Here is a 23,914-nt window from a genome sequence, read left to right on the forward strand (position 1 = left end):
AGCCACTTTTTTTAGTTGACTTTTTTAATAACACAACCGTTTTCATCACATATATAAGCGATTTCATTTTCTAATGGTCTGCCCTCATGAAATTGCATAATGCTATTAAGAGTAGTGGTAGCAATATTATTCAATGCTTCTTTTGTGAAATAGGCCTGGTGGGATGTAATTAATACATTAGGGAATGTAATAAGCCTTGATAATATATCATCATAAACTCCTTCAACAGAAAAATCTTCATAAAAATATTTATCTTCTTCTTCGTAGACATCTAAAGCAGCACTACCTATTTTATGTTCCTTAAGACCTTCAATCAAATTTTTGGAATTAATTAACTTACCTCTACCAGTATTAACGATCATAACCCCATCTTTCATCTTATTAATACTTTTTTCGTTAATAATGTATTCAGTATCTTTTGTTAAAGGACAATGTAGAGTTATGATATCACTTTCTTTGAATAGAGTACTAAGAGGAACATAACTAAAACCTAATTCTTTTGCTGAATTTTCATTGGGATATAAGTCATAAGCAATAACATTACACTCAAAGCCTTTTAGAATCTTAATTAGAATTTTTGCTATTTTGCCTGTACCAATGATACCTACTGTTTTTTGGTACATATCAAATCCTAATAAACCACTTAGTGAGAAGTTAAGATCTTTTGTCCTATTGTGTGATTTATGTATTTTCCTATTCAATGTGAGCATCATGGACATTGTGAATTCAGCTATTGCATGGGGTGAATAAGCTGGAACATGAACCACATGTACTTTTCCTTGTGCTGCTTTAAAATTAACATTGTTATAACCTGCACAACGAAGTGCAATCAACTTAACTCCATATTCATGCAGTTTATTTACAACAAAAGAAGAAGCTTTGTCTTGTACGAATATAGAAACTACATCAAACCCTTCTGTAAGCTTTACTGTTTTATCACTTAAACGTTCTTCAAAGTACGTTATTTCAAAATTATAATCCTTATTTAAAACTTCAAATATTTCTTTGTCATATGGTTTAGTATCAAAAAATGCTATTTTCAACATATCAGTCACCTCTTATATTATAGTTAAGTAAATATTAATATATTATTCATATGAATAAATAATAATTATTATTAATTAGGTATTAGTATAAATTAATAGTTTTTATAAGTCAAGTAGAATGACTAATAAAATAAGATAGATCCTGCCTAGGCTAGTGGGCAGAATCTATCTTTTGAAGTTAAGAAGTATTGATGAATTATGACAAATTATTCTATTATAGATTTTATCGTCAATAAATCATTGTAAGTCTGTTCTTTTAACTCTAATATTTGATTAAGAAGGTTTGCTGTTGATTCAAAGTCTTGAGAGGACATAGCATTTTTAGCATCTTCTCTTAAAGATTTAACCATAGAATGTCTTTCTTTAATTGCTTCTATATAAGGTTTAATTTCATCTCTGTGATTTATGAATTGTGACTTTAAATCTTGGAATAATGATTTTTCGTCTTCAATATTTGCTTTTCTAGAAAGAACATCGGTCTTTTGAGCTTGGAACTGGTTTACAGCAGCTTTCTTTTCTTCTATAAGAGATGCCAATCTTTCTTTATCTTCAGCGTCCTTTGCGTTTTTTACCTGCTGTGTCAATTCGGTTCTCAAAGTGTTGAAGCTATCCTTTGTAGTAGAAAATTCCTCTTTTAATGCTTTGTTTGATTCTTTCTTTGTATCCATTCTGCCTTTTATTTCATCTGCTTGAGATTTGAAGCTATCTTTTTTGGATTCACGAATTTCTTTTATTGAATCTCTAGTGGTTTTGATGTTTTCGTTCATATTCTTTATGTCATCTCTTAACTCAATAACATTCTCTGGAATCTGAACTTTTTCTTCAACATTTTCTGGAGCGCTCTCTGCAAGAGCAGATATACCTGAGAAAGTCATTATTCCCAGTATTACAATAGTTGTTACAAGTTTTTTCATATTAGATCATCCTTTCAAAAATTTTCTTAACTTGTTTACAGTTATAGTGTAAAATAAAAATACGGCAGAATATTATTGTAAATGTGGAAAAAGTATGTAAAAAGAAATTTTGATGCTAAAACAGTGGAGGATAGGAATATGACAGATAAATTGATTTATGTGGTTGATGATGAGAAAAGTATTCGAGATTTGATAAAAGCATATTTAGTAAAAGAAGGTTATACAGTCAAAACCTTTCAAAGTGGGGAATCAGCATTATCAGTTTTTAATAGTACTAAGTGTCATTTGATGGTTATTGATATAATGATGATCGGTATGGATGGTTATGAATTGTGTAGAGAAATTAGAAAGTCCAGTGATATACCAATAATTATGGTTTCAGCAAAAGATGATGAGATTGACAGGATACTAGGTCTGGAGCTTGGAAGTGATGACTATTTATCAAAACCTTTCAGCCCAAGAGAGTTAGTAGTTCGTATCAAAAATATATTCAGAAGAATTGATAAATCCAACAGTAGTAATCCGGATTAAAAAGAAATAAATAGATTGTTGATAAATGATTTGATAATTTTAGAAGATGAAAGAAAAGCAGTAGCTAATGGTAATGAATTAAAGCTTACCAACAAAGAGTTTGAATTTCTATTATTTATGGTTAAAAATAAGAATAGAGCATTTTCAAGAGAGCAAATATTAGATAACATATGGGGATATGATTATTATGGTGAAGAAAGAGCTGTAGATGACTTGGTAAAGAGAATCAGAAAGAAATTAAGAGAAAATAAGTCAAAGGTTGAGATATTAACAGTATGGGGTTATGGTTACAAAATTGTTGACCAAGGTGAATCATGAGAAGGAATATTACTAAAAAAGTCATCTTACAATTCATACCCCTGATAATAGGTGCATTACTAGTTAGTAGCATTGTAGCTAATATTGCTATAAAAGTATTTTTAGAGAAAAAAGTTATGGAAGACCTTACTAATGAAGCAGCTATCATAAGAAATGTCATCACTACAGAAATAGGTAGTGAAAAAAATATTGATAGAGAAAAATTCAAAGATGTTATTATGCGTTCTCATAAGTTGGATAAGGTTGGCTTGGATAGCAGACTTGAAGTAATAACTAAAACAGCTAATAATGTTATTGTGTCCCAATCAAAAGACTCGCAGTTTGATAGTCAGATGTTAACTGAATTAACTAATAGAATACAGAAAGGCAAAGAGAAATTTATTATTGAAAATGATAAAGACGGGTTTAAATATTATGTTGCTGTGCTTCCAATAAATAAACTGGTTAATAATAATAGAAAAGTAAGGTATTGGGTTATTTTGTATACCACTACTGAAGAAGTTTCTAATCTAACAAACACCATATTGAGAATAAACATTCTGATCATGGTTATTATAGGTTTCATATCCATCATTATTGGAGTAATTTTTGCTAGGTCATTGACAAAACCTATAATAAAATTAAAAAACAGAGCCAACAGAATATCAAAAAGGGATTTTGATTCCATAGAGATGATTAATACAGGAGATGAAATAGAGGAACTAAGCGAATCTCTTGAACATATGGTCAATGAGTTAAAAAATTATGATGAATCCCAAAAAAGATTTTTGCAAAATGCTTCTCATGAACTAAAGACTCCTTTGACATCTATTAGTGGATATGCAGAGGGACTGAAAGATGGAGTTTTTGATAATACTGAAGAGGCTCTTGATACCATTATTGATGAAAGTTTAAGATTAAAAAAACTAGTTGAGCAAATAATATTTCTATCTAAATTAGAAACTACTCATGAATTTTTTGAGATGAAGGTGGTTGATCTAAAAGAATTAATAGGAAATGCAGTTAAAAAAGTCTATGGATTATCAGCTAAGAAATCTATTAATGTCAAGCTAGATATAGAAGATAGGGTTAACATATATGCAGATGAAGATAAGTTGATTCAAGGATTCATCAATATACTATCAAACTGTATTAGACACTCAGAATCTAATATAGATATTGCTGTTAAACAAGAACAAGATTCATGTCATATTGTTATCAGTGATGATGGAGATGGTTTCAGTAAAGAAGACTTAAAGCATTTATTTGATAGGTTCTATAAAGGGAAAAGTGGTAGTACAGGTCTTGGTATGACCATAACCAAATCCATTATCAATAAACATGGTGGACAAATCAGAGTCTCCAATAATGACAATGGAGGAGCAAAGTTTATTGTGACTTTCAGAACTATTTAGAGTTTCTCAACCTTTTTTTATGTTTATTATTATATGGATTTATGATATAATCATTAAAATATTTATATACAAACTGTATGATAACATTATGAACATATCTTAATTAAATCATAGGAAGAGAGACAAGATTATGACGAAACTTTTTAGCATGAAGAAGGAAACGGTTGTATACTTTATTATTTTAGCACTAACCGCACTTGGACTTGGTTTATCTAATGATATTTTTTCTAATTATTTTAAAGATGCTTATAACATTACAGCTTATCAACGTGGAATAATTGAGTTTCCTAGAGAATTGCCAGGAATGTTATGTATTTTTGTTGTTACAGCTTTGTCATTTTTGGGAGATATTAGACTTTCAATAATTGCACAAATATTAAGTTTTATGGGTATAGTAGTATTAGGGTTTATAACCCCTACATTTTCTATAATGTTAATATTTCTATTTATCAATTCTATGGGAATGCATTTATTCTTTCCGTTACAAGATAGTATTGGAATTTCTTTAATTGATGATGATAAAATAGGAAAAAGAATGGGTCAGTACAAAGGTGTATTTACTGCTTTTAGTATGGTTGCAGCTATTATTGTATTCTTAGGTTTTAGAACAGGATTTTTTAGCTTTACCACGGATATAAAGTATATTTTTATCATTGATGCAGCTATATTTCTGGTGATTATTGTTTTATTTATATATTTGCTCAAATTATTAAAGAAACCTTTAGTGAAAAAGAAAAAAATGAATTTTTTGTTTCGTAAAGAATACAAATATTATTATATATTAGCTATAATGCATGGTGTCCAAAAGCAGATAATGGTAGTATATGGACCATGGGTTTTAATTGAAATTCTTAGCAAAAAGGCAGATACATTAGCTATATTAACAATGATTGGTAGTTTTATCGGTATTTTCTTTATACCAGCAGTTGGTAGATGGTTAGATCATTTCGGTATTAAAAAACTACTGTATGCTGATGCAATATCATTTATTGGAGTATATGTTGCTTATGGTTTGCTAACTACAGGATTTGCTTCTGGGAAGTTTACACTGGTTGGTTTGCCGGTCATGCTAGCTTACGGTCTAATAATCATAGATCGTATGTCCATGCAAATGGGAATGGTAAAAACTGTATATTTACGTTCAATCGCAGTTGATTTATCTGATATTACACCAACTTTATCTCTGGGTATCAGTATGGACCATGTTGTATCCATCTTATGCGCTTTCCTTGGTGGTATAGTATGGAGTGTATGGGGACCACAGTACATATTCTTTTTTGCAGCTACTTTATCTTTGGTCAATCTATTTGTTGCAAAAAAAGTTGAAATAGAAAATTAAATTGATTTAATATAAAATTTATACCCCTAGCTATTGACTATAGGGGTATAAAAATATATAATTATATTAAACAGTGTTTAATTATTGAATAATGTTTAATATAGATATGCGGAAGAGTTGATTATATGAGTAGACAAAGGCAAATGAATAAGAAAGAAGAAGTAAAGCAATTGATATTGAATACTGCAAGAGAAATAATGGCAAAAGAGGGTATCAATAAAATATCTATAAGAAAAATTACTAACGAATTAGATTATTCTCCTGGAATAGTTTATCACTATTTCAAGGACAAAGAAGAAATTATAGAAACATTATTAAAAGAAGGTTATGGAAGAATATTAAACAGTATACAAGAGATAAAAAAGTCTGAAAAGGAGCCAGAGAAAGAAATCAGAGAGAGATTTATGAGCTATATTAATGCTGTTTTGAAGTTCTCTGATTATTACTTAGCAATAACTTTAAGTAACAAACCCTCTATTTTACAATATACAGGTATGCTTCATAAAGGTGTTAGTGAAGATAGAAAATCAATCAACATACTGTGTGATAGCATTAGGAAAGGTATCCAATTGAATCAGTTTACAGAATGTGATGTTGAACTTACAGCCCAAGCTTTATGGGTTTCAATTTTTGGATTAACTATAAGATTACTCATTGAAGGGGAGATTCAAATAGAACAGAGAGAAAGATTGATTAATCAACAATTAGATATTCTAATGAATGGAATAAAAAAATAAAAAGAGGTGATTTAATGAAAGCTCTAAAGAAAAGCAGTAAGGTTTTTCTAATAGTATTAATTATTCTTATAATAGCATTTTTTGTCGTTAAATCGATTAATGTGAAAGAAGTTGAAGTAAGTAATATTGAGCTTGATATGATAGAAGATGGTATCTATACAGGGGGACATGATTCTACATTAGTCAAGGCACGTGTCAGTGTAGAAGTTAGGAGTCATACCATTAAAACTATCACAATTGATGAACATCAAACAGGTCTAGGCAAGAAAGCAGAAGCTATAATAGATAAAATTATTTATGAACAATCGTTACAAGTGGATGGTATAACTGGGGCAACAGTTAGTAGTAATACTATTAAAAAAGCCGTGGAAGATGCATTGCAAAAAGGTAGCTACAATAATAACTAATATGGAGGTTTTATATGAGTATCTTAATAGTTTACGGGACGAAATATAGTTTTACAGAAGAATGTGCTAAAGTTTTAGAAAATAAATTAGACGAAGAAGTAGTTTTTATCAATTTACAAAAGGATAATATTAATGATTTATCCAATTATGATAAGATAATTATAGGTGGTCCAATCTATGCGGGACAACTTTCAAAAAAAGTAAGGCAATTCTGTATGGATAATCTACAGATATTATTGAGTAAAAAAATAGGATTATATGTATCCTGTTCCATGACAGGTGAAGAGGCAATAAAACAAATGAAAAATGGTTTCCCAGAACAACTATATAATAGGGCAGTGGCAAAAGATTATCTTGGTGGGAAAATCAATTTAGATAAAGCTAAATTTTTTGATAGATTAATTATTAAGATGGTATCAAAAGCGGATGATAATAGTTCTAAACGAAATGATGGAATCTGTATGGATAGGGTTGGGAAATTTGTTGACATCATGAATGAATGTTAATAATCTATAATTATATATTTAATCATTAAGTATAAATTGATTCCTACCATTTGATTTAGCTTCATATAGTGCTAAATCAGCTCTGCTCAATATATCTATAACAGTATCTAGAGGCTTTAATCTGCTTAAACCAATGCTGATTGTTGATTCTAGATTTTTGGCTTTTCCAATATTTCGTATAGTCTGCAATAAATCATTCATTCTAGATTTAACTATGTCTTCGTTTCCAAAATATATTATAGCAAATTCATCCCCGCCCCATCTAGCTAACATATTTGGGGCTATTATGATTTCACGAGCTTTCTCTGCAAAAGATACTAATAGCTCATCACCAATAAGATGTCCATATGTATCATTGATTTTTTTAAAGTTATCAATATCTAAGAGAGCCACATATATATCAGCTTCAATTATTTCTTCATCAATTAAAATAGCTTGTAGATAATCGTCAAAAATTCTTCTATTATTAACATTAGTTAAAGAATCAAAAGTAGCTAAAGCATGTAATTTATGATTAGCTTCTTTTAACTGTACGCTATATTCTTCTTGTTTGTTCTTTTCAGTAGTATATGCAGTAGCAAATCGTTTGATTAAATAATATGATGCATATAATGTAAGAGGTATTTGAAGAAGTCTGTCCCAAAATTGTGAATCAGATGAATAAGAATTAATTAAGTCAGGTCTAATATGTTCAAATATGTAAAGTCCATTAAAAGTTGCAATTAACATAATAACTAAAATGGTTCTTTTTTTGGAATTAAATAGATAGGTTATACAAATTAAAAGTATGAATACATAGGCAATAGTATTATTAGCGGTTCCACCTGAATCAAACCATCCAACAGGAATAAAGAACAAAATGATAAATATGAAGTATGAAAATTTTACACGTTCTTTTATTGAGGTTTCCTTAGTCTCATAATGTAATGCCAAGAAACATATAATTATTAAAAAAATCCATTTTGTATTGATGATGAGAGGAAATTTGAATATTATATTACCGATTATACATATAGCTGATAAAGCTATTCCTGTTTTTAATATGGATTTGAAAATCCTATCTTCTAGCATAATTACACGCTCATTTCTTATTATGAAATCAATATTTTAGTATGAGTTTATTTATAGATTCTATCATATACTTATTTTCGTTTCAATATATATGATAGATTAATTGGATTATTTTAATAATTCATTCTAGAGATTTAATTGTTAAAAGCATAATGTAAAATTAATTGACATTACTTACCACTACAAAGATGAAACTTTTTATTAATTGTATTCGTCTTATAAATGATTAGGTTATTCTCAAAAACCTAATGCTAATGTTCAACTAATTATTACACATTTGGCAGATAACTATTATCTGCCCTTTTTTTATTTCATAATAAAACCTCATTTTTTAAACATAGGAAATAATATATAGATAAAATGCCATATTCTTATTGTTTTTTAATAGAGTTTTAACTGAAGTATAAGATTAACCATGTTATAATTTTATCAAGAATAAATAAGAAAAGGATGGTGAATATAATGCCTTTTACTTTATCGCATCCAGCGATTGTTTTACCTTTTGGCTTGAAAAAAAGTAAATATGTAGATTTTACTGCATTAGTTATTGGGTCAATGGCTCCTGATTTTGAGTATTTTATACATTTTAGACCTTATAGAACGATTGGACATAGTTTTTTGGGACAGATATATTTTAATTTGCCTATAATATTGATTCTTGCATATATATTTCATTATATTATAAAAGAACCTTTGATTACTAATCTTCCCAAGCCCTTGTGTAATAATTACTATTATATTACCAAATACAAGTGGAAATTAAATTCCTTAACTAGAATAATTGTGTTTATATATTCTGCTTTGATTGGAGCTTTTTCTCATATTTTTTGGGATGGATTTACACATTCAAGTGGTTTTTTTGTACAGAAATTTCAGGTATTAAAGGAATCTATAGATATTATTGGAATTAGACTTCCAGCATACAATTTATTCCAGCATATGAGTTCGATTATAGGATTGATAGCTATATTTTTATTTATTGTTTATAAGAGAGATAAAAATTCTAAGGTGGATGTTAAAAATACAGTAGCTAATAAGTTGATATACTGGAGTGGTGTCACAATAATAACAATTTTGGTCTTGATGGTGAAAAGAATATTGACTGGTAAGTTTTTGATTGCAAGTTTGATTATTACATCTATAAATGGATTTTTTATAGGTTTGATTATTATGTCGATATTAATAAAAGTTAAAATGAAAGATTGGCTTAATTAAATTAAAAAAATATACTTAAATTTCCATTAATTTAATATATATGTTAATATTAAATATATAATTTATTAATTTTACCAGTATTTCTTTATAGGTTTAAAATAATTAATTATAATTTTAGATTTCATAGGAGGAGGGAATTAAGTGTTAAGTAAAGCATTAGTTGAAGATGTGTTGGCAGCAGCTGTTTCTACAGGAGGAGACTTCGCTGAGATTTTTGTTGAAGACAGAAATGATACACATTTATCATTAATAGGTGGTAAGATTGAGAAGAGTGTATCAGGTAAAATATATGGTGTGGGGATAAGAATATTTAATGGATTGAACTGTGTTTATGCTTATACTAATAATCGGGCTAAAGATAATCTAATAAAAGTGGCAAAAGAAGCAGCATCAGTAATTAAAGGTGTGAGGTATAGTAATAGAGTACTTAATTTTAATCAAGGTGAATTAAATAATATACATCCAATTAAAATCATGCCAAGCTCAATATCAAAAGGTAATAAAGTAGATTTGATGAGATTAGCATATGAAGCGGCAAAAGGATATGATCCTCTTATTTCACAAGTGAAGGTACAATACTTGGATCATAATCAAAATGTACTTATTGCTAATACTGAAGGTGTTTTCGCAGAAGATAACAGAATACGTACAAGAATTATGATTCAATCTATAGCCTCTAGAAATGGAGAAATGCAAACTGGTATACATGGTCCAGGAGCACATATGGGTTATGAACTTTTTGATAATATTGATACAAAAGCTTATGCTGAAGATTCAGCTAGAATGGCAAAAACAATGTTACTAGCCGATTATTGCCCTAGTGGAAAAATGCCAGTAATAATTAATAATTGCTTTGGTGGAGTATTATTCCATGAATCTTGTGGTCATGGCTTAGAAGCTACAAGTGTAGCTAAAAAATCATCCGTATTTGCAGATAAACTTGGTGAACAGGTTGCTTCCAAATTAGTTACTGCAATTGATGATGGAACCATACCTAATGCTTGGGGTTCAATAAATATAGATGATGAAGGTTCAGAGGCTAGGAAAAACGTATTAATAGAAAATGGTATTCTAAAAGGTTATATGATAGATAAACTAAATGGACTTCGTATGAATATGGAGTCTACAGGTTCAGGTAGAAGAGAATCCTACCGTTATGCTCCAACTTCAAGAATGACTAATACATATATTGCAGCAGGTAAGTCAACAAGAGAAGAGATAATAGCCAACACTGAATATGGGTTGTTCGCTAAAAGCTTAGGCGGAGGTTCTGTTAATCCATCAACAGGTGAATTCAATTTTGCTGTAACAGAAGGTTATATTATCAAGAATGGAAAGATAGATAGACCTGTTCGTGGAGCTACGTTGATTGGTACTGGAATAGAAGTTCTTGGAAAAATTGATATGGTTGGTAATAATATGGATCATGGGCAAGGTATGTGTGGTTCTATTAGTGGTAGCATACCAGTCAATGTAGGTCAACCTACTATTAGAATAAGCAAAATGACTGTAGGTGGAAGGGATGGTGATAAATAATGGATAATAAGAAAATTATTAAAATGCTATTTGATAAAGGTAAAAAAGCAGGATTCGGAGAAATGGAAGTATATATTCTTAATAAAAAAGGGCTTAGTGTGAAGGTATTCAAAGGCGAAGTTAACAGCTTTGAGAATTCTGTAGAAGAAGGACTTTCATTTAGGGGATTATATAATGATAAAATGGGTTATTCATATACAGAAAAATTAGATGAAGACTGTGTTAATATGTTGATAAATGAAGCTATGGAGAATGCTGAGATAATTGATAATGATGACGTAGATATAATTTTTGGGGGTTCCAAGGAATATAAAGATATAAATACTTATAATAGGGATTGTGAAAAAAACACTAATCAGGAAAAAATAGATTATTTGATACAAACAGAAAAAAATGCATTTGAAATGGATAAAAGAGTTGTTGCAATGCCTTACAACATACTTAATGAGGTCACTTATCGTACAATGATCAGTAATACAAAAGGGCTTAATCTTGAATACAAATCAAACCGAGTAGAAACTGTTGCATTTGTGAATGTAAAAGAAAATGAAGATATAAAATCAGCTTTTAGATATGAAGTTGTTGATAATCTAAAAAAATTAGATGGAAAAAAGTTAGCTACAGAAGTCGTAGATGAAGCGTTATCAATGCTTGGGGCAACACAGATGAAGTCGGGAAAATATCCGGTTATCCTTAGATCTGATGTTGCAGCTAAAATTCTACAGGCGTTTGCGCCTATTTTTTCGGCAGATAATATACATAAAGATTTATCACTATTAAAAGGAAAGATTGGAGAAAAGATAGCTGATTCATCAATTACCATTGTAGACGATCCTTTTATGAAGGGTGGAGTATCCACTAGACCATTTGATGCAGAAGGAGTAGCGAGCAAATATAAGAAATTAGTTAGCAAAGGTATTCTAAAAACTTATTTCCATAATCTTAAAACAGCGGTTAAAGATGGGGTAGAGGCTACAGGTAATGCATACAAACCATCTTACAATTCACCAATAGATATTGCTCCTACTAACATGTATATAGAAATTGGTAGAAAAAGCTTAAATGAGTTAATCGAAAGTATAGAAGAAGGTATATTAATTATTGATGTACAAGGTCTACATTCAGGATTGAGTACCATTTCAGGTGACTTTTCTGTTTCTGCTTATGGTTATGAAATAAGTCAAGGTAAAATCAACAGACCAGTCAATCAAATTACTATATCGGGTAATTATATAGATATGCTGAAAAATATAGAAGACATAGGAAATGACTTAGAATTCATAATGCCTAGTAGAGGATATGTTGGTTCACCATCTTTAAAAATTAGCGGTTTGTCTGTAGCAGGAGAATAGTTAAATAAATAGAATGCTCTTGACAATGATTGTTGAGAGCTTTTTTCTTATTACCATATTTTAAAATCCATGGAGTAGAGGTGTTAATATCAAGTAGTTATGTATTAGTGTTTGAATTAATAGCGAATTATAATATAATAGAGATTAATTAATAGTTCTATATATTGAACCTATATATCATCAAAAATCAGGAGGATTGTAATATGAAGAAGTATATTATTTTAGTAGTGTTAATAACATTGATAACAGGTTGTGCTATGGACAATGAAAAAACAGAAGATAATCCACAAATGGTAGGAGGCATAATAGAAGAGAATAATGATTTGAATATAGAGGAAAAAGATAAAAAAAATAGTGATAATACCATAGACATTGTTGAAGTAGATAGTGAAGAAGTTCAACTCATTAATCCAGAGGGTAATAATGTTCAAGAGAGATTCAATGTACCCACTAATTATGAAAGGGTAAAAGTAGAAGAACAATCTTTTGGAGAATATTTAAGAACACTTCCACTAAAACCACATGGTTCAAAAGTTGAATACTATAATGGAAATATAAAAGACAAAATGAATGTCTATGAAGCAGTTATTGATATGGATATTGGAGATAAGAATCTACAGCAATGTGCTGATGCAATTATGAGGCTAAGAGGAGAATATCTATTTGGTCAGGGTTATTATGATAAGATACATTTCAATTTTACAAATGGTTTCAGGGTTGATTATAGCAAATGGATAGATGGATACCGAATCAAAGTAGATGGTAATAAAACAGAATATGTCAAGAAGAAGCAACCATCCAATACTTACAAAGACTTTTTTGAATATATGGAGTATGTGTTTATATATGCGGGTACATTATCTCTTTCTCAAGAGCTTGATGATATAGAATTGAATGATATGCAGATAGGTGATGTTTTCATCAAAGGTGGAAGCCCTGGACATGCAGTCATAGTAATTGATATGGCAGTCAATAAAGATACAGGTGATAAAGTATTTATGTTAGCTCAGAGTTATATGCCTGCACAAGATATACAAGTGTTGTGTAACAATAATAATAGTCAAAGTCCTTGGTATAATCTTAATGATGAAACGATCAATACTCCAGAATGGACGTTTGATAGAAATCAATTAAAAAGATTCCCTAAATAAAAATAATTTTTTTTATTATTAAAATGATATTGACTTTCATTATCAATAAGTATATAATATTATTAACAAGTGTTAAGGTTAACCTTAACAATTAAGAGGTGATGAAATGTTAAATAGAGCAGAGCAGGATTATATTAAAGTAATATCAGTCCTAGAAGATAAAAATACAAAAGAATATCTAAGTAATAGTGAACTTGTAAAAAAATTAGGTCATACACCACAAACTGTAAATGAAACAATTAAAAAGCTGGTTAATAAAGATTTGGTGGAATACATTCCATACAAGGGATGTAAATTGACTAAAGAAGGTAGAGATATAGGAATAAGATTAATAAGAATTCATAGGATATGGGAGTATTTCTTATATGAAAAACTAGGATATACTTGGGAACAAGTACATGAAGAAGCTGAAAAATTAGAACATGTAACGTCATTTTTATTAGAAGAACGACTTTATGAATTTTTAGGAAAACCTGAACAATGTCCCCATGGAAGCTATATACCTAAGCTAGATGATTAATTGGGAACAAATTATAATTAGGAGGTTAGATTATATGAAAAAAAATTTATTTATTATGTTTTTGGTTTTAGTATTATCTGTAGGAGTAACTGCTTGTAGTAATAGCAAAAAAGTATCAAAAGTTGATGGAAAATATAATATAGTTACAACTACTACTATGATAGCTGATTTAGTTAAGATAATTGGTGGAGATAATGTAGCAGTTAGGGGTCTGATGGGACCAGGAGTTGACCCTCATCTATATAAGGCAAGTGCAGGAGATGTATCACTGATGCAGAATGCTGATATGGTTGTCTATAATGGGGTACATCTTGAAGGTAAGATGGGTGAAGTTTTTGAAAATCTTAATGGTAATGAAAAATTAGTTATTGAAATAGCGTCAGGCATTGATGAAAAGGATTTAATAGTAAGTGAAAATGATTTACATGATCCACATATATGGTTTAATGTTCTGCTGTGGAAAGATGCTGCAAAAGTAGTCAGAGATGGTCTTGTGGATTTTGATGAAAAGAATGAAGACACATATAATGAAAATTATGAGGCTTACCTAAATGAGTTAGATGAACTACATGAATATGTTAAAACTAGAGTTGATGAGTTACCAGAAAGTAAAAGAATATTGATTACTGCTCATGATGCTTTTGAATATTTTGGAAATACTTATGGGTTCCAAGTTAAAGGGTTACAAGGGATTTCAACAGCTTCTGAGGCTGGTACATCAGATGTAAGAGAATTGGCAGATTTTATTGTTGAACATGAAATAAGTGCTATATTCATTGAATCATCAGTTCCTAAAAAGAATGTTGAAGCTCTACAAGAAGCAGTAAAAGCAAGAGGGTTTGAAGTAGAAATAGGTGGAGAGCTTTTCTCTGATTCATTGGGAAGTGAAGGAACAGAAGCAGAAACCTATATAGGAACGGTAAAAAGCAATGTAGATACTATAGTTGATGCACTAAAATAAAATACATTAATAAAAAAAGAGGGTAATTATATGGTTAATACAGATAATTATGTGATAGAAGTTGAAGATATGACAGTAGCATATCAAGTGAAGCCAGTACTTTGGGATATTGATCTAAGAATTCCAAAAGGAGTTTTAATGGCGATAATAGGACCAAATGGTGCTGGAAAGTCGACATTGATTAAAGCTATGCTTGATTTGATAAAACCCATTTCTGGAAGTACACTTTTTAATGGACGTTCTTATAGGCAACAAAGAAAAAATATAGGTTATGTTCCACAAAGAGGAAGTGTAGATTGGGATTTCCCAACAACTGTTTTAGATGTAGTTTTGATGGGAAGATATGGTCATATAGGTTGGATCAAGAGACCTGGTGGGAAAGAAAAAAAATTAGCTATGGAAGCTTTGGTTAAAGTAAGTATGGAAAATTTTGCTAACAGACAAATAAGTGAATTGTCAGGTGGACAGCAGCAACGTGTTTTTCTAGCAAGAGCAATAGTTCAAGATGCGGATATATATTTTATGGATGAACCGTTCCAAGGAGTGGATGCCAAGACAGAAAGAGCTATTGTGGATATATTGAAAGGTATGAGAAAACAAGGAAAAACGGTAATAGTTGTTCATCATGATTTGCAAACAGTAAAAGAGTATTTTGATTGGGTAACTCTTCTTAATATCCAGTTGATAGCATGTGGACCAATTGCACAAGTATTCACAGAAGAGAATCTAATCAAAACATATCACAGTACTGGTAAATTGTTAAAAGGTAGGTAATGTTTATGGTTGATTTCAGAATGATATTTACAGATTACACATTACAAATAGTTTCATTAGGTTCTGCGTTGCTTGGGATAATAAGCGGTGTAGTTGGAAGTTTCGCAGTACTCAAAAAACAGAGTTTATTAGGGGATGCAGTATCACATGCAGCATTACCAGGAATAACTCTTGCATTTATTATTAGTGGGAGTAAAAATACATTGGTCCTTTTGATAGGAGCATTAATCACAGGATTATTAGCTACATGGTTAGTTGGGTTAATTGATAAACATTCAAGAATTAAATTCGATTCAGCTCTAGCACTTGTACTATCTGTTTTTTTTGGTATTGGATTAACGTTGTTGACATATATTCAAAAAATCCCCAATGCTAATCAAGCGGGACTCGAGAATTTTATCTTCGGTCAGGCGTCCACTTTACTAAGCAGGGATGTTAAAATAATATTTATTGCCGGAGTAGTTGTTATTACATTGGTGATTATATTCTGGAAAGAGTTGAAGATAATTTCGTTTGATTACGAATTTGCAAGAAGTATTGGCATTTCTACTAAGAAAATAGATTTTTTATTAGCTAGTTTAATTGTAACAACGATAATTATTGGACTACAAACAGTAGGAGTCATTTTAATGAGTGCCATGTTAGTAGCTCCAGGTGTTGCGGCTAGGCAATGGACGAATAAACTTTCCATAATGGTTATACTTGCATCTATCTTTGGTGCAGTAAGCGGAATATTAGGAACCATAATAAGTTCATCAATAGAAAATATGCCAACAGGTCCATCTATAGTATTAGTAATAAGTATAATTGTAATAATTAGCATTTTATTTGCACCTAATAGAGGATTGTTTTGGCGAAAGATGAAAGAATATAATAATAAAAAAGATTGTATGATCGTTAAGGGGGAATAGATATGACACCACAATTAGAGATTCAAATAATAGCAGTAATAGTAGCAGTAGCTTGTTCTATTCCAGGTGTATTTCTAGTTCTTAGAAGAATGGCTATGATGTCAGATGCTATAACCCACACAATATTATTAGGAATCGTAGGAGCATATTTTATTGTATTTGATTTGAGTTCCCCTTTGCTGATAATAGGTGCTGCAGTAGTTGGATTGTTGACGGTATACTTAGTTGAACTTCTTAATTCCACTAAGCTACTATCAGAAGATTCGGCTATAGGAGTTGTTTTTCCACTACTTTTTAGTATTGCGATCATTATTGTTTCCAAGTATGCTAGTTCAGTTCATTTAGATACAGATTCAGTACTTTTAGGTGAATTGGCTTTTGCACCTTTTAACAGAATGGTTGTAGGTGGAATAGACATAGGTGCAAAAGCAATTTATTCAATGGGAACTATATTGTTGATAAATCTAGTATTGGTAATAGTATTTTTTAAAGAGTTGAAGATAGCTACTTTTGATAAAGGACTTGCAGCTGTTCTAGGATTTTCACCTATTCTGGTTCATTATGGGTTGATGACATCTGTTTCAGTTACTGCTGTAGGAGCTTTTGAAGCAGTTGGGTCTATACTAGTGATTGCATTTATGGTTGGACCACCTGTCTCTGCTTATCTAATAACAGATAATCTTAAAAAGATGTTAGGATTAAGTGCTTTCATTGGCGCAGTTAATGCTGTTGTAGGGTATCAGGTAGCTGAATTTTTTGATGTATCTATTGCAGGTTGTATGGCAGCTGTTACGGGTTTAACTTTTATGTTAGTATTCGTTTTTGCACCAAAACGAGGAATAATAACTATAATCAGAAGACGTAAATATCAAGAAATTGATTTTGCTGCAAAAACAATGTTATTCCATGTTTACAATCATGAAGGTAATGAAAATGAGTATATAGAAAATGGTATCGTAAGTATATGTAATCATTTGAATTGGCAGAAGGATTTTATAGAACGTATTACAATAAGATTAAAAAATAATAATTATATTATTGAGACTAATGGAATTTTTAAATTAACTGAAGAAGGAAGAGAATATACTATCAATAGCTATGAAGAGATTGTAGCACAATAGAAGCAGTTTAAGTTCTTAACATTTATTGTTGGGAACTTTTTTTATGAAAAGTATTGCTTGTATAAGTTTTGATAAAATGATACAATACTACTAATGTAAATACTTTAATAAAGTTATAAGGATGGGATAATATGATAAAAAAAAGAGCAAGTAATGTAGAGGTAAAAAAGATTAATCGGAATAGAATTTTTAGATATCTCAACAAATATGACCGAGTATCAAAGCCGGATATCTCATCGGAGTTAGGTATTAGTATGCCGACTGTTCTGCAAAATATAAATGAATTGATGAAACAAGGTCTAGTAGATGAAGTTGGTGAATTTCAATCAACAGGGGGCAGAAAGGCTATTGCTATTGCACCAGTAAGAAACTTACATTATGCCTTGGGCATCGATATTACTCAAAATCATATTGGGGTTGTATTAACAGATTTATCAGGGGATGTATTAAAACATAAACGTGTTTATAAGCCATTTTTCAATAATAGGGAATATTATAAAGAAATGGCTGCTATAGCACTTGAATTTAAAAATAGTGAAATCGGTTCCGATAAAAAATTTTTAGGAGTTGGTATTTCAATTCCAGGAATTGTTGATACAAGGAACAATAAGATTCTTTTTTCTCATGCTCTTAATTTGACTAACATTGAAACCGATAGATTTACTGAATTCATTCCATACCCATGTATTCTAGTCAATGATGCCAATGCTTCAGGATTCGCAGAAATGTATCATTATGATAAGTGTTTTAATGCAGTATATCTATCTCTAAGTAATAGTGTAGGAGGTGCAATTATTGTAGATGCACAGTCATACTTAAATGAGAGTTCTATTACTGATAAATTATACTTAGGAGATAATTTAAGAGGTGGTGAGTTTGGACATATGACTCTAATTCCAAATGGCAGTGAATGTTATTGTGGTAAAAGAGGATGTGTAGATGTTTATTGTTCTGCTAAAACATTATCAAAACATACAGATGGGAAATTAGAAACTTTTTTTGAAGAAATTGAAAATGGAAATAATGAATTCAAACAGCTATTGAATCAATATCTATCTTGTTTGGCGATAGAAATAAATAACTTACGAATGATATTTGATTGTACTATTATCTTAGGAGGGTATGTGGGTAGTCATATTGAACCGTATATTTCAAGATTGAAAGAAGAGGTAGCAATGCTAAATACGTTTGAAATAGATGCGTCATATATTAAGCCTTGCCGTTATCGTGTAGAAGCATCAGCTCTAGGAGCAGCATTACAGCATATTGAAGCATTTTTATGTACTGTATAAATCAATTAATATAAGTATTGTGCAAAAAACCAGCAATTGAATAATATGCTGGTTTTTTATTTGTGTATATTGATGGGAAAAACACGATAATAAAAACTATTATTATGAAAAAATACAATAAACTATTGACAGAAATATAAGCAGGTGATATTATGTAGATACTTAATTAAAGAGTTTAATAAACAAAATACAAATGTCTTGGAGGAAATTTATTATGAAAAAGATTTTATTGGTGGTATTAACGATGGCATTGGCTATGACAATGATAGCTGGGTGTAGTAAAGAAGAAAAGAAAAGCAATAGTGAAACAGAGACTGAAAATGTTGAAAAATCTGGTATGTCAGTTGGTATGACAGTTCAAGATCTAAGTAATCAGATTTGGTCAAGTTCATGTGAATCATTAAAAGGGTTGGTTGAAGCAGATGGTGGTAGCATGACATATTTGGATTGTGGCAATAATGCATCAAAACAAATAGAACAAGTAGAGAATTTTATTTCTAATGATGTTGATGTAATTGTTATTCATCCTGTAGATGTAAATGCAGTAGAACAAGTACTTTCTGATGCTAGAGAAGCTGGTATAAAAGTATACAGCTGGGATGAAAATTTAGAAAATGCAGATATTGTTTGGTTAATTGATAATTATGAATTAGGTAAGATCATTGGTGAACAAGCCGCTAAATGGATAAACGATGTTCATGACGGTGTATGTGAAGTTGCAGTATTAGATTATCCTCAAATCCCAATTCTTCTAGAAAGAGGTAATGGTATAGTTGATGCATTAAAAGAGAATGCACCAAATGCTACTATTGTAGCTAAGACAAGTGCAATTAATCCTACTGAAGGTATGACAAAAATGGAAACAATCTTTCAAGCTAATCCAGATGTACAAGTAGTTGCTTGTATAGGTGGTGGTGGTGCAGTTGGTGCCAATGAAGCTATTAAAGCAGCTGGCAAATTAACAGATAAAATAGGTGTATTCGCTGCTGATGCAACAGATCAAGAATTGGAAGCAATCAAGAACAATGAAGCAAACAGGATGTCTGTTCTTATTACAGGTGATGGTGATGCCATTGCAAAAGAAATATATAGCTGGTTAGAAAAACTTGTTGCAGGTGAATCTGTAGAAAAAGAAGTATATCGTACTACTTTTACCGTAACAACTGAAAATATTGATGAGTATTATAAATAAACATACATATTAAAATGTTTACGTGAGGTAGATATAATGGATATTACAAACACAATTTTGGAACTTAATCATATTATTAAAACTTATCCTGGAGTAGTGGCTTTGAATGATGTTACTATTAAGGTTGCAAAAGGTGAAATTCATGCTCTAGTAGGTGAAAATGGTGCAGGTAAATCTACATTAATTAAAACATGTACTGGAGCAGTAATTCCTGATAGTGGTGAAATAATCGTAGATGGTAAGAAATTTTCATCTATGACACCAAAATTATCAGAAGAAAGTGGAGTTGCTGTAATATATCAAGAATTTAACATTGTTGGTGAATTATCAGTAGCTGAGAATATATTTTTAGGTAGAGCTATAAGAAAAAAAGGAATAATAATTGATAAAAAAGCAATGGTTGATAAATCTAAAGAGATATTCAAACAATTTGATATCAATATTGATCCTAATGAGTTAGTTAGTAATTTGACAGTTGGATACCAACAAATTGTTGAAATCGCTAAAGCAATGTCTCAAAAAGCTAAAATTCTTATTATGGATGAGCCATCAGCACCTTTGACTAAGTCAGAAGTGGAATCCATGTATTTAATAGTGGACAAGTTAAAAGAAGCTGGTGTTACCATAATTTATATTTCACACAGAATGGACGAGATTTTTAGATTGACGGATAGAGTAACCGTTATGAGAGATGGCCAAAAAATAAAAACATTAAATACCAACGAAACAAATATCAATGAGCTAGTAAAACTTATGGTTGGGCGTGAGTTGAAAGAAACATATCCTTCTCGCCCGCCAGTAGTTAAAGATGAAATACTGCTGGATGTAAAAAATTTATATGGGAATGGACTTAAAGATATTTCTTTTCAAATACAACGTGGAGAAGTTTTAGGATTTGCAGGATTGATTGGTTCAGGAAGAACCCAGCTTGCAGAGTTGATTTTCGGTATAAAACCAAAAGCAAAAGGACGAATAACTTTTAAAGGGAAAGAAATATCTCCCAAAACGCCTAGAGAAGCAATTGATTATGGTATTGCACTTGTTCCAGAAGATAGAAAAAACCAAGGTGCAATGCTTGATATTGATATCAGAGGCAATATTAGTATGGCAATTCTTAACAGAATATCAAAGTTATCAGTAGTAGATAAAAAAGATGAAAATCGTATAGCCAACGAATATAAAAGTAAACTTAATATAAAGACACCTAATACTGAACAGTTAGTCAAGAATCTAAGCGGAGGCAATCAGCAAAAAGTTATTATTGCAAAATGGCTGGCTTCTAATCCTGATTTGATTATACTTGATGAACCAACTAGAGGGATAGATGTAGGTGCTAAATATGAAATTTATAAATTAATTAATACATTAGTTGAATCAGGAAAAACCATTTTATTAATTTCATCTGAAATGGAAGAAATAATGGGAATGTCAGATAGAATCATTGTTCTAGCGGAAGGTAAAATAACAGGTATGTTGGATAAAGATGATTTTAACCAAGAAAAGATTATGAGTTTTGCATCAAGTGTGAAAGGAAAGGAATAATGTCATGAACTTTATAGCTGTATTCAAGAAATATGGAATTTTTGCTGTTCTTATATTGTTGATTGTTTTTTTTAGTGTAACATCAAAGGCATTTTTTATCCCATCAAATTTGTTTAATATCGCTCGTCAGGTATCTATGTTAGGGATTGCTGCAGTAGGTATGGCTTTTGTACTATTGCTTGGAGGGATAGACCTCTCAATTGGATCGCAAATAACATTAGTAAATATAGTTACTGCTTGGTTAATGGTTAATGCAGAGGTACATCCTGTTATAGCCTGCCTTATTGCAATTGTTATGAGTGTTTCTATTGGTTTTGTTAATGGCTGGATCATAGCTAATCTTAAGATGCCGCCTTTGATTGTTACTTTGAGTACAATGACAATAATAGAAGGTATTGCTTACATAATATGCAAAGGTATACCTATTTTTGGTTTTCCTAAATATTTTTCTAAATTGGGACAAGGATATGTGGGACCAATACCTATACCAGTTATTATCACAATCATAATTTTAGCAATTGGAGCATTTGTTTTAAATAAAACATACTTCGGTAGATACTTTTATGCTGTTGGTGGTAATGAAGAAGCTGCAAAATTATCTGGTATCAATGTAAAGAGAGTTAAATATCTAGTGTATTCATTATCAGGGCTTTTTGCAGGAATTGCAGGAATTGTTATGCTTTCAAGAACCAATTCTGGACAAGTTTTAGCAGGTAAAGGTTTTGAATTTGATGTATTGACGGCAGTTGTACTAGGCGGTGTTAGTGTTAATGGTGGATTTGGAAAGATTTCAAATGTAGTTGCAGGTGTGCTGATTATTGGTGTGCTTAGTAATGGCTTAGTTCTACTTGATGTAAGCCAATATGTTCAAATGGTAACAAAAGGTATTGTCTTGTTATTTGCAGTTGCATTTGACTGTATTCAAAAAAATCGTAAGTCAAAAGCTGTTGCAGTATAAGAATAAAAATATGTAAAATGACTATTACTAATAAAGAAAGTATGTGAGGTAGCAGGATGGAAGGAATAATGAAAGTAGCTGTGATGAATGGAATTGGGAAAATGGGATATGAAGAACGTCCAATTCCAAAAGTAAAGGACGAAGAAGTGTTAATTCAGGTAGAATATGTAGGAATATGCGGTTCAGACTTACATTATTATGAGAATGGACGTATTGGAAATTATATAGTGGAACCACCTTTTGTATTAGGTCATGAGCCTGGTGGTGTAGTTGTGGAAGTAGGTAAAAAAGTTACTAACTTGAAGGTAGGAGATCATGTAGCTTTGGAACCAGGTAAAACATGTGGAAAATGTGAATTCTGTAAAACTGGAAGATATAATTTATGCCCTGATGTAGAATTTTTTGCTACACCACCATATGATGGAGTGTTTCAGGAATATGTTGCTCATGATGCTGATTTATGCTTTAAATTACCGGATAATGTGAGTACAATGGCAGGAGCATTAATAGAACCACTAGCTGTTGGAATTCATGCTGTAAATCAAGGTGAAGCACTGCCAGGTCAAACTGCTGTAATTACTGGTGCTGGAGCAATAGGATTAGTGACAATAATGGCACTGAAAATTAGAGGAATAACCAATATTATTGTTGTGGATATAATGCAAAAACGTTTGGACAAGGCTCTTGAATTAGGAGCTACACATGTAATAAATGCATCAAAGACAGATGCAGTCTTAAAGGTTATGGAAATTACAAATAGTAAAGGCTGTGATTTGGCAATTGAAACTGCTGGTACAGAAATTACTACTAATCAAATAATACATATGGTCAGAAAAGGATCTAACATAGTATTGGTAGGTTATGGTAAAACTGGTATAATGAATTTGGAAATGAGTTTAGCGTTAGATAAAGAAGTAACATTTAAGACAGTATTTAGATATCGTCACATTTATCCTATGGCAATTGATGCTGTAGCTAGCGGAAAAATAAACCCTGAGGATATAGTAACAGATATATTTGAATTTGATGATATTCAAAATGCAATGGATAGAAGCGTTAAGAATAAGGCTGATGTTGTTAAGGCAGTCGTTCGTATCAAATAGGATTGTATTGTTGTTAGGGCAGA

The 23,914-nt window shown here is 30.8% G+C and carries 24 protein-coding genes; 21 read left to right on the forward strand and 3 right to left on the reverse strand.

Annotated features, from left to right (window positions below; all coding sequences use genetic code 11):
• Positions 1-11: 11 nt before the first annotated feature.
• Complete coding sequence (locus tag ACX6CF_RS12380) at positions 12-1,046, reverse strand: 2-hydroxyacid dehydrogenase (protein ID WP_458785647.1); 1,035 nt, start codon at positions 1,044-1,046, stop codon at positions 12-14.
• A gap of 206 nt (positions 1,047-1,252) precedes the next feature.
• Complete coding sequence (locus ACX6CF_RS12385) at positions 1,253-1,960, reverse strand: hypothetical protein (RefSeq protein ID WP_458785648.1); 708 nt, start codon at positions 1,958-1,960, stop codon at positions 1,253-1,255.
• A gap of 138 nt (positions 1,961-2,098) precedes the next feature.
• On the opposite strand from ACX6CF_RS12385, the gene ACX6CF_RS12390 reads away from it, so the two are divergent.
• From ACX6CF_RS12390 to ACX6CF_RS12420, 7 genes are all read left to right on the forward strand, one after another.
• A complete protein-coding gene (locus ACX6CF_RS12390; RefSeq protein WP_458785649.1) occupies positions 2,099-2,491 on the forward strand; it encodes a response regulator transcription factor in 393 nt (130 codons plus the stop codon).
• A gap of 15 nt (positions 2,492-2,506) precedes the next feature.
• Positions 2,507-2,809, forward strand: coding sequence for a winged helix-turn-helix domain-containing protein (locus ACX6CF_RS12395; RefSeq protein WP_458785650.1), 303 nt, complete (start codon positions 2,507-2,509; stop codon positions 2,807-2,809).
• Entirely contained in the window at positions 2,806-4,203 is a 1,398-nt protein-coding gene (locus ACX6CF_RS12400; protein ID WP_458785651.1) for a sensor histidine kinase, read from the forward strand. Before ACX6CF_RS12395 ends, ACX6CF_RS12400 begins: the two co-directional genes overlap by 4 nt.
• A 130-nt stretch (positions 4,204-4,333) precedes the next feature.
• On the forward strand, positions 4,334-5,542 hold the full coding sequence (locus ACX6CF_RS12405) for an MFS transporter (RefSeq protein ID WP_458785652.1): 1,209 nt from the start codon (positions 4,334-4,336) through the stop codon (positions 5,540-5,542).
• A gap of 125 nt (positions 5,543-5,667) precedes the next feature.
• Positions 5,668-6,279, forward strand: coding sequence for a TetR/AcrR family transcriptional regulator (locus tag ACX6CF_RS12410; RefSeq protein ID WP_458785653.1), 612 nt, complete (start codon positions 5,668-5,670; stop codon positions 6,277-6,279).
• 14 nt (positions 6,280-6,293) lie between these two features.
• A complete protein-coding gene (locus ACX6CF_RS12415; protein WP_458785654.1) occupies positions 6,294-6,686 on the forward strand; it encodes an FMN-binding protein in 393 nt (130 codons plus the stop codon).
• Positions 6,687-6,700: 14 nt separating this feature from the next.
• Positions 6,701-7,192 (forward strand): flavodoxin domain-containing protein, encoded by a 492-nt coding sequence (locus ACX6CF_RS12420; protein ID WP_458785655.1) that lies wholly within the window; start codon positions 6,701-6,703, stop codon positions 7,190-7,192.
• Between the two features lie 18 nt (positions 7,193-7,210).
• Here the strand turns inward: ACX6CF_RS12420 and ACX6CF_RS12425 are convergent, their stop codons facing one another.
• Positions 7,211-8,263: a GGDEF domain-containing protein gene (locus ACX6CF_RS12425; RefSeq protein ID WP_458785656.1), complete on the reverse strand. Its 1,053-nt coding sequence runs from the start codon at positions 8,261-8,263 to the stop codon at positions 7,211-7,213.
• 462 nt (positions 8,264-8,725) lie between these two features.
• On the opposite strand from ACX6CF_RS12425, the gene ACX6CF_RS12430 reads away from it, so the two are divergent.
• From ACX6CF_RS12430 to ACX6CF_RS12495, 14 genes are all read left to right on the forward strand, one after another.
• Positions 8,726-9,478, forward strand: a complete 753-nt coding sequence (locus ACX6CF_RS12430; protein ID WP_458785657.1) for a DUF4184 family protein — start codon at positions 8,726-8,728, stop codon at positions 9,476-9,478.
• A 141-nt stretch (positions 9,479-9,619) separates the two neighbouring features.
• Positions 9,620-11,014, forward strand: coding sequence for a TldD/PmbA family protein (locus tag ACX6CF_RS12435; RefSeq protein WP_458785658.1), 1,395 nt, complete (start codon positions 9,620-9,622; stop codon positions 11,012-11,014).
• Positions 11,014-12,366 (forward strand): TldD/PmbA family protein, encoded by a 1,353-nt coding sequence (locus tag ACX6CF_RS12440; RefSeq protein ID WP_458785659.1) that lies wholly within the window; start codon positions 11,014-11,016, stop codon positions 12,364-12,366. The genes ACX6CF_RS12435 and ACX6CF_RS12440 overlap by 1 nt, the downstream gene beginning before the upstream one ends.
• Positions 12,367-12,569: 203 nt before the next feature.
• A complete protein-coding gene (locus ACX6CF_RS12445) occupies positions 12,570-13,517 on the forward strand; it encodes a DUF4846 domain-containing protein (RefSeq protein ID WP_458785660.1) in 948 nt (315 codons plus the stop codon).
• A 106-nt stretch (positions 13,518-13,623) separates the two neighbouring features.
• A complete protein-coding gene (locus tag ACX6CF_RS12450; RefSeq protein ID WP_458785661.1) occupies positions 13,624-14,037 on the forward strand; it encodes a metal-dependent transcriptional regulator in 414 nt (137 codons plus the stop codon).
• A gap of 34 nt (positions 14,038-14,071) precedes the next feature.
• Positions 14,072-14,998 carry a metal ABC transporter solute-binding protein, Zn/Mn family gene (locus ACX6CF_RS12455; protein ID WP_458785662.1) on the forward strand — a complete coding sequence of 309 codons (927 nt, stop codon included), beginning with the start codon at positions 14,072-14,074 and terminating at the stop codon, positions 14,996-14,998.
• 30 nt (positions 14,999-15,028) lie between these two features.
• The gene (locus tag ACX6CF_RS12460) at positions 15,029-15,772 is read left to right on the forward strand and encodes a metal ABC transporter ATP-binding protein (RefSeq protein WP_458785663.1); all 744 of its coding nucleotides are present in this window, start codon (positions 15,029-15,031) and stop codon (positions 15,770-15,772) included.
• A gap of 5 nt (positions 15,773-15,777) precedes the next feature.
• On the forward strand, positions 15,778-16,683 hold the full coding sequence (locus tag ACX6CF_RS12465) for a metal ABC transporter permease (RefSeq protein ID WP_458785664.1): 906 nt from the start codon (positions 15,778-15,780) through the stop codon (positions 16,681-16,683).
• 2 nt (positions 16,684-16,685) lie between these two features.
• A complete protein-coding gene (locus ACX6CF_RS12470; protein ID WP_458785665.1) occupies positions 16,686-17,804 on the forward strand; it encodes a metal ABC transporter permease in 1,119 nt (372 codons plus the stop codon).
• Between the two features lie 131 nt (positions 17,805-17,935).
• Positions 17,936-19,096 (forward strand): ROK family transcriptional regulator, encoded by a 1,161-nt coding sequence (locus tag ACX6CF_RS12475; protein WP_458785666.1) that lies wholly within the window; start codon positions 17,936-17,938, stop codon positions 19,094-19,096.
• 214 nt (positions 19,097-19,310) lie between these two features.
• Entirely contained in the window at positions 19,311-20,288 is a 978-nt protein-coding gene (locus tag ACX6CF_RS12480) for a sugar ABC transporter substrate-binding protein (protein WP_458785667.1), read from the forward strand.
• A 36-nt stretch (positions 20,289-20,324) separates the two neighbouring features.
• Positions 20,325-21,830: a sugar ABC transporter ATP-binding protein gene (locus ACX6CF_RS12485; RefSeq protein WP_458785668.1), complete on the forward strand. Its 1,506-nt coding sequence runs from the start codon at positions 20,325-20,327 to the stop codon at positions 21,828-21,830.
• 4 nt (positions 21,831-21,834) lie between these two features.
• Positions 21,835-22,788 (forward strand): ABC transporter permease, encoded by a 954-nt coding sequence (locus tag ACX6CF_RS12490; protein ID WP_458785669.1) that lies wholly within the window; start codon positions 21,835-21,837, stop codon positions 22,786-22,788.
• 56 nt (positions 22,789-22,844) lie between these two features.
• Positions 22,845-23,891 carry an NAD(P)-dependent alcohol dehydrogenase gene (locus ACX6CF_RS12495; protein WP_458785670.1) on the forward strand — a complete coding sequence of 349 codons (1,047 nt, stop codon included), beginning with the start codon at positions 22,845-22,847 and terminating at the stop codon, positions 23,889-23,891.
• The last annotated feature ends 23 nt before the right edge of the window (positions 23,892-23,914 follow it).

The organism is Vallitalea sediminicola, from assembly GCF_054408565.1.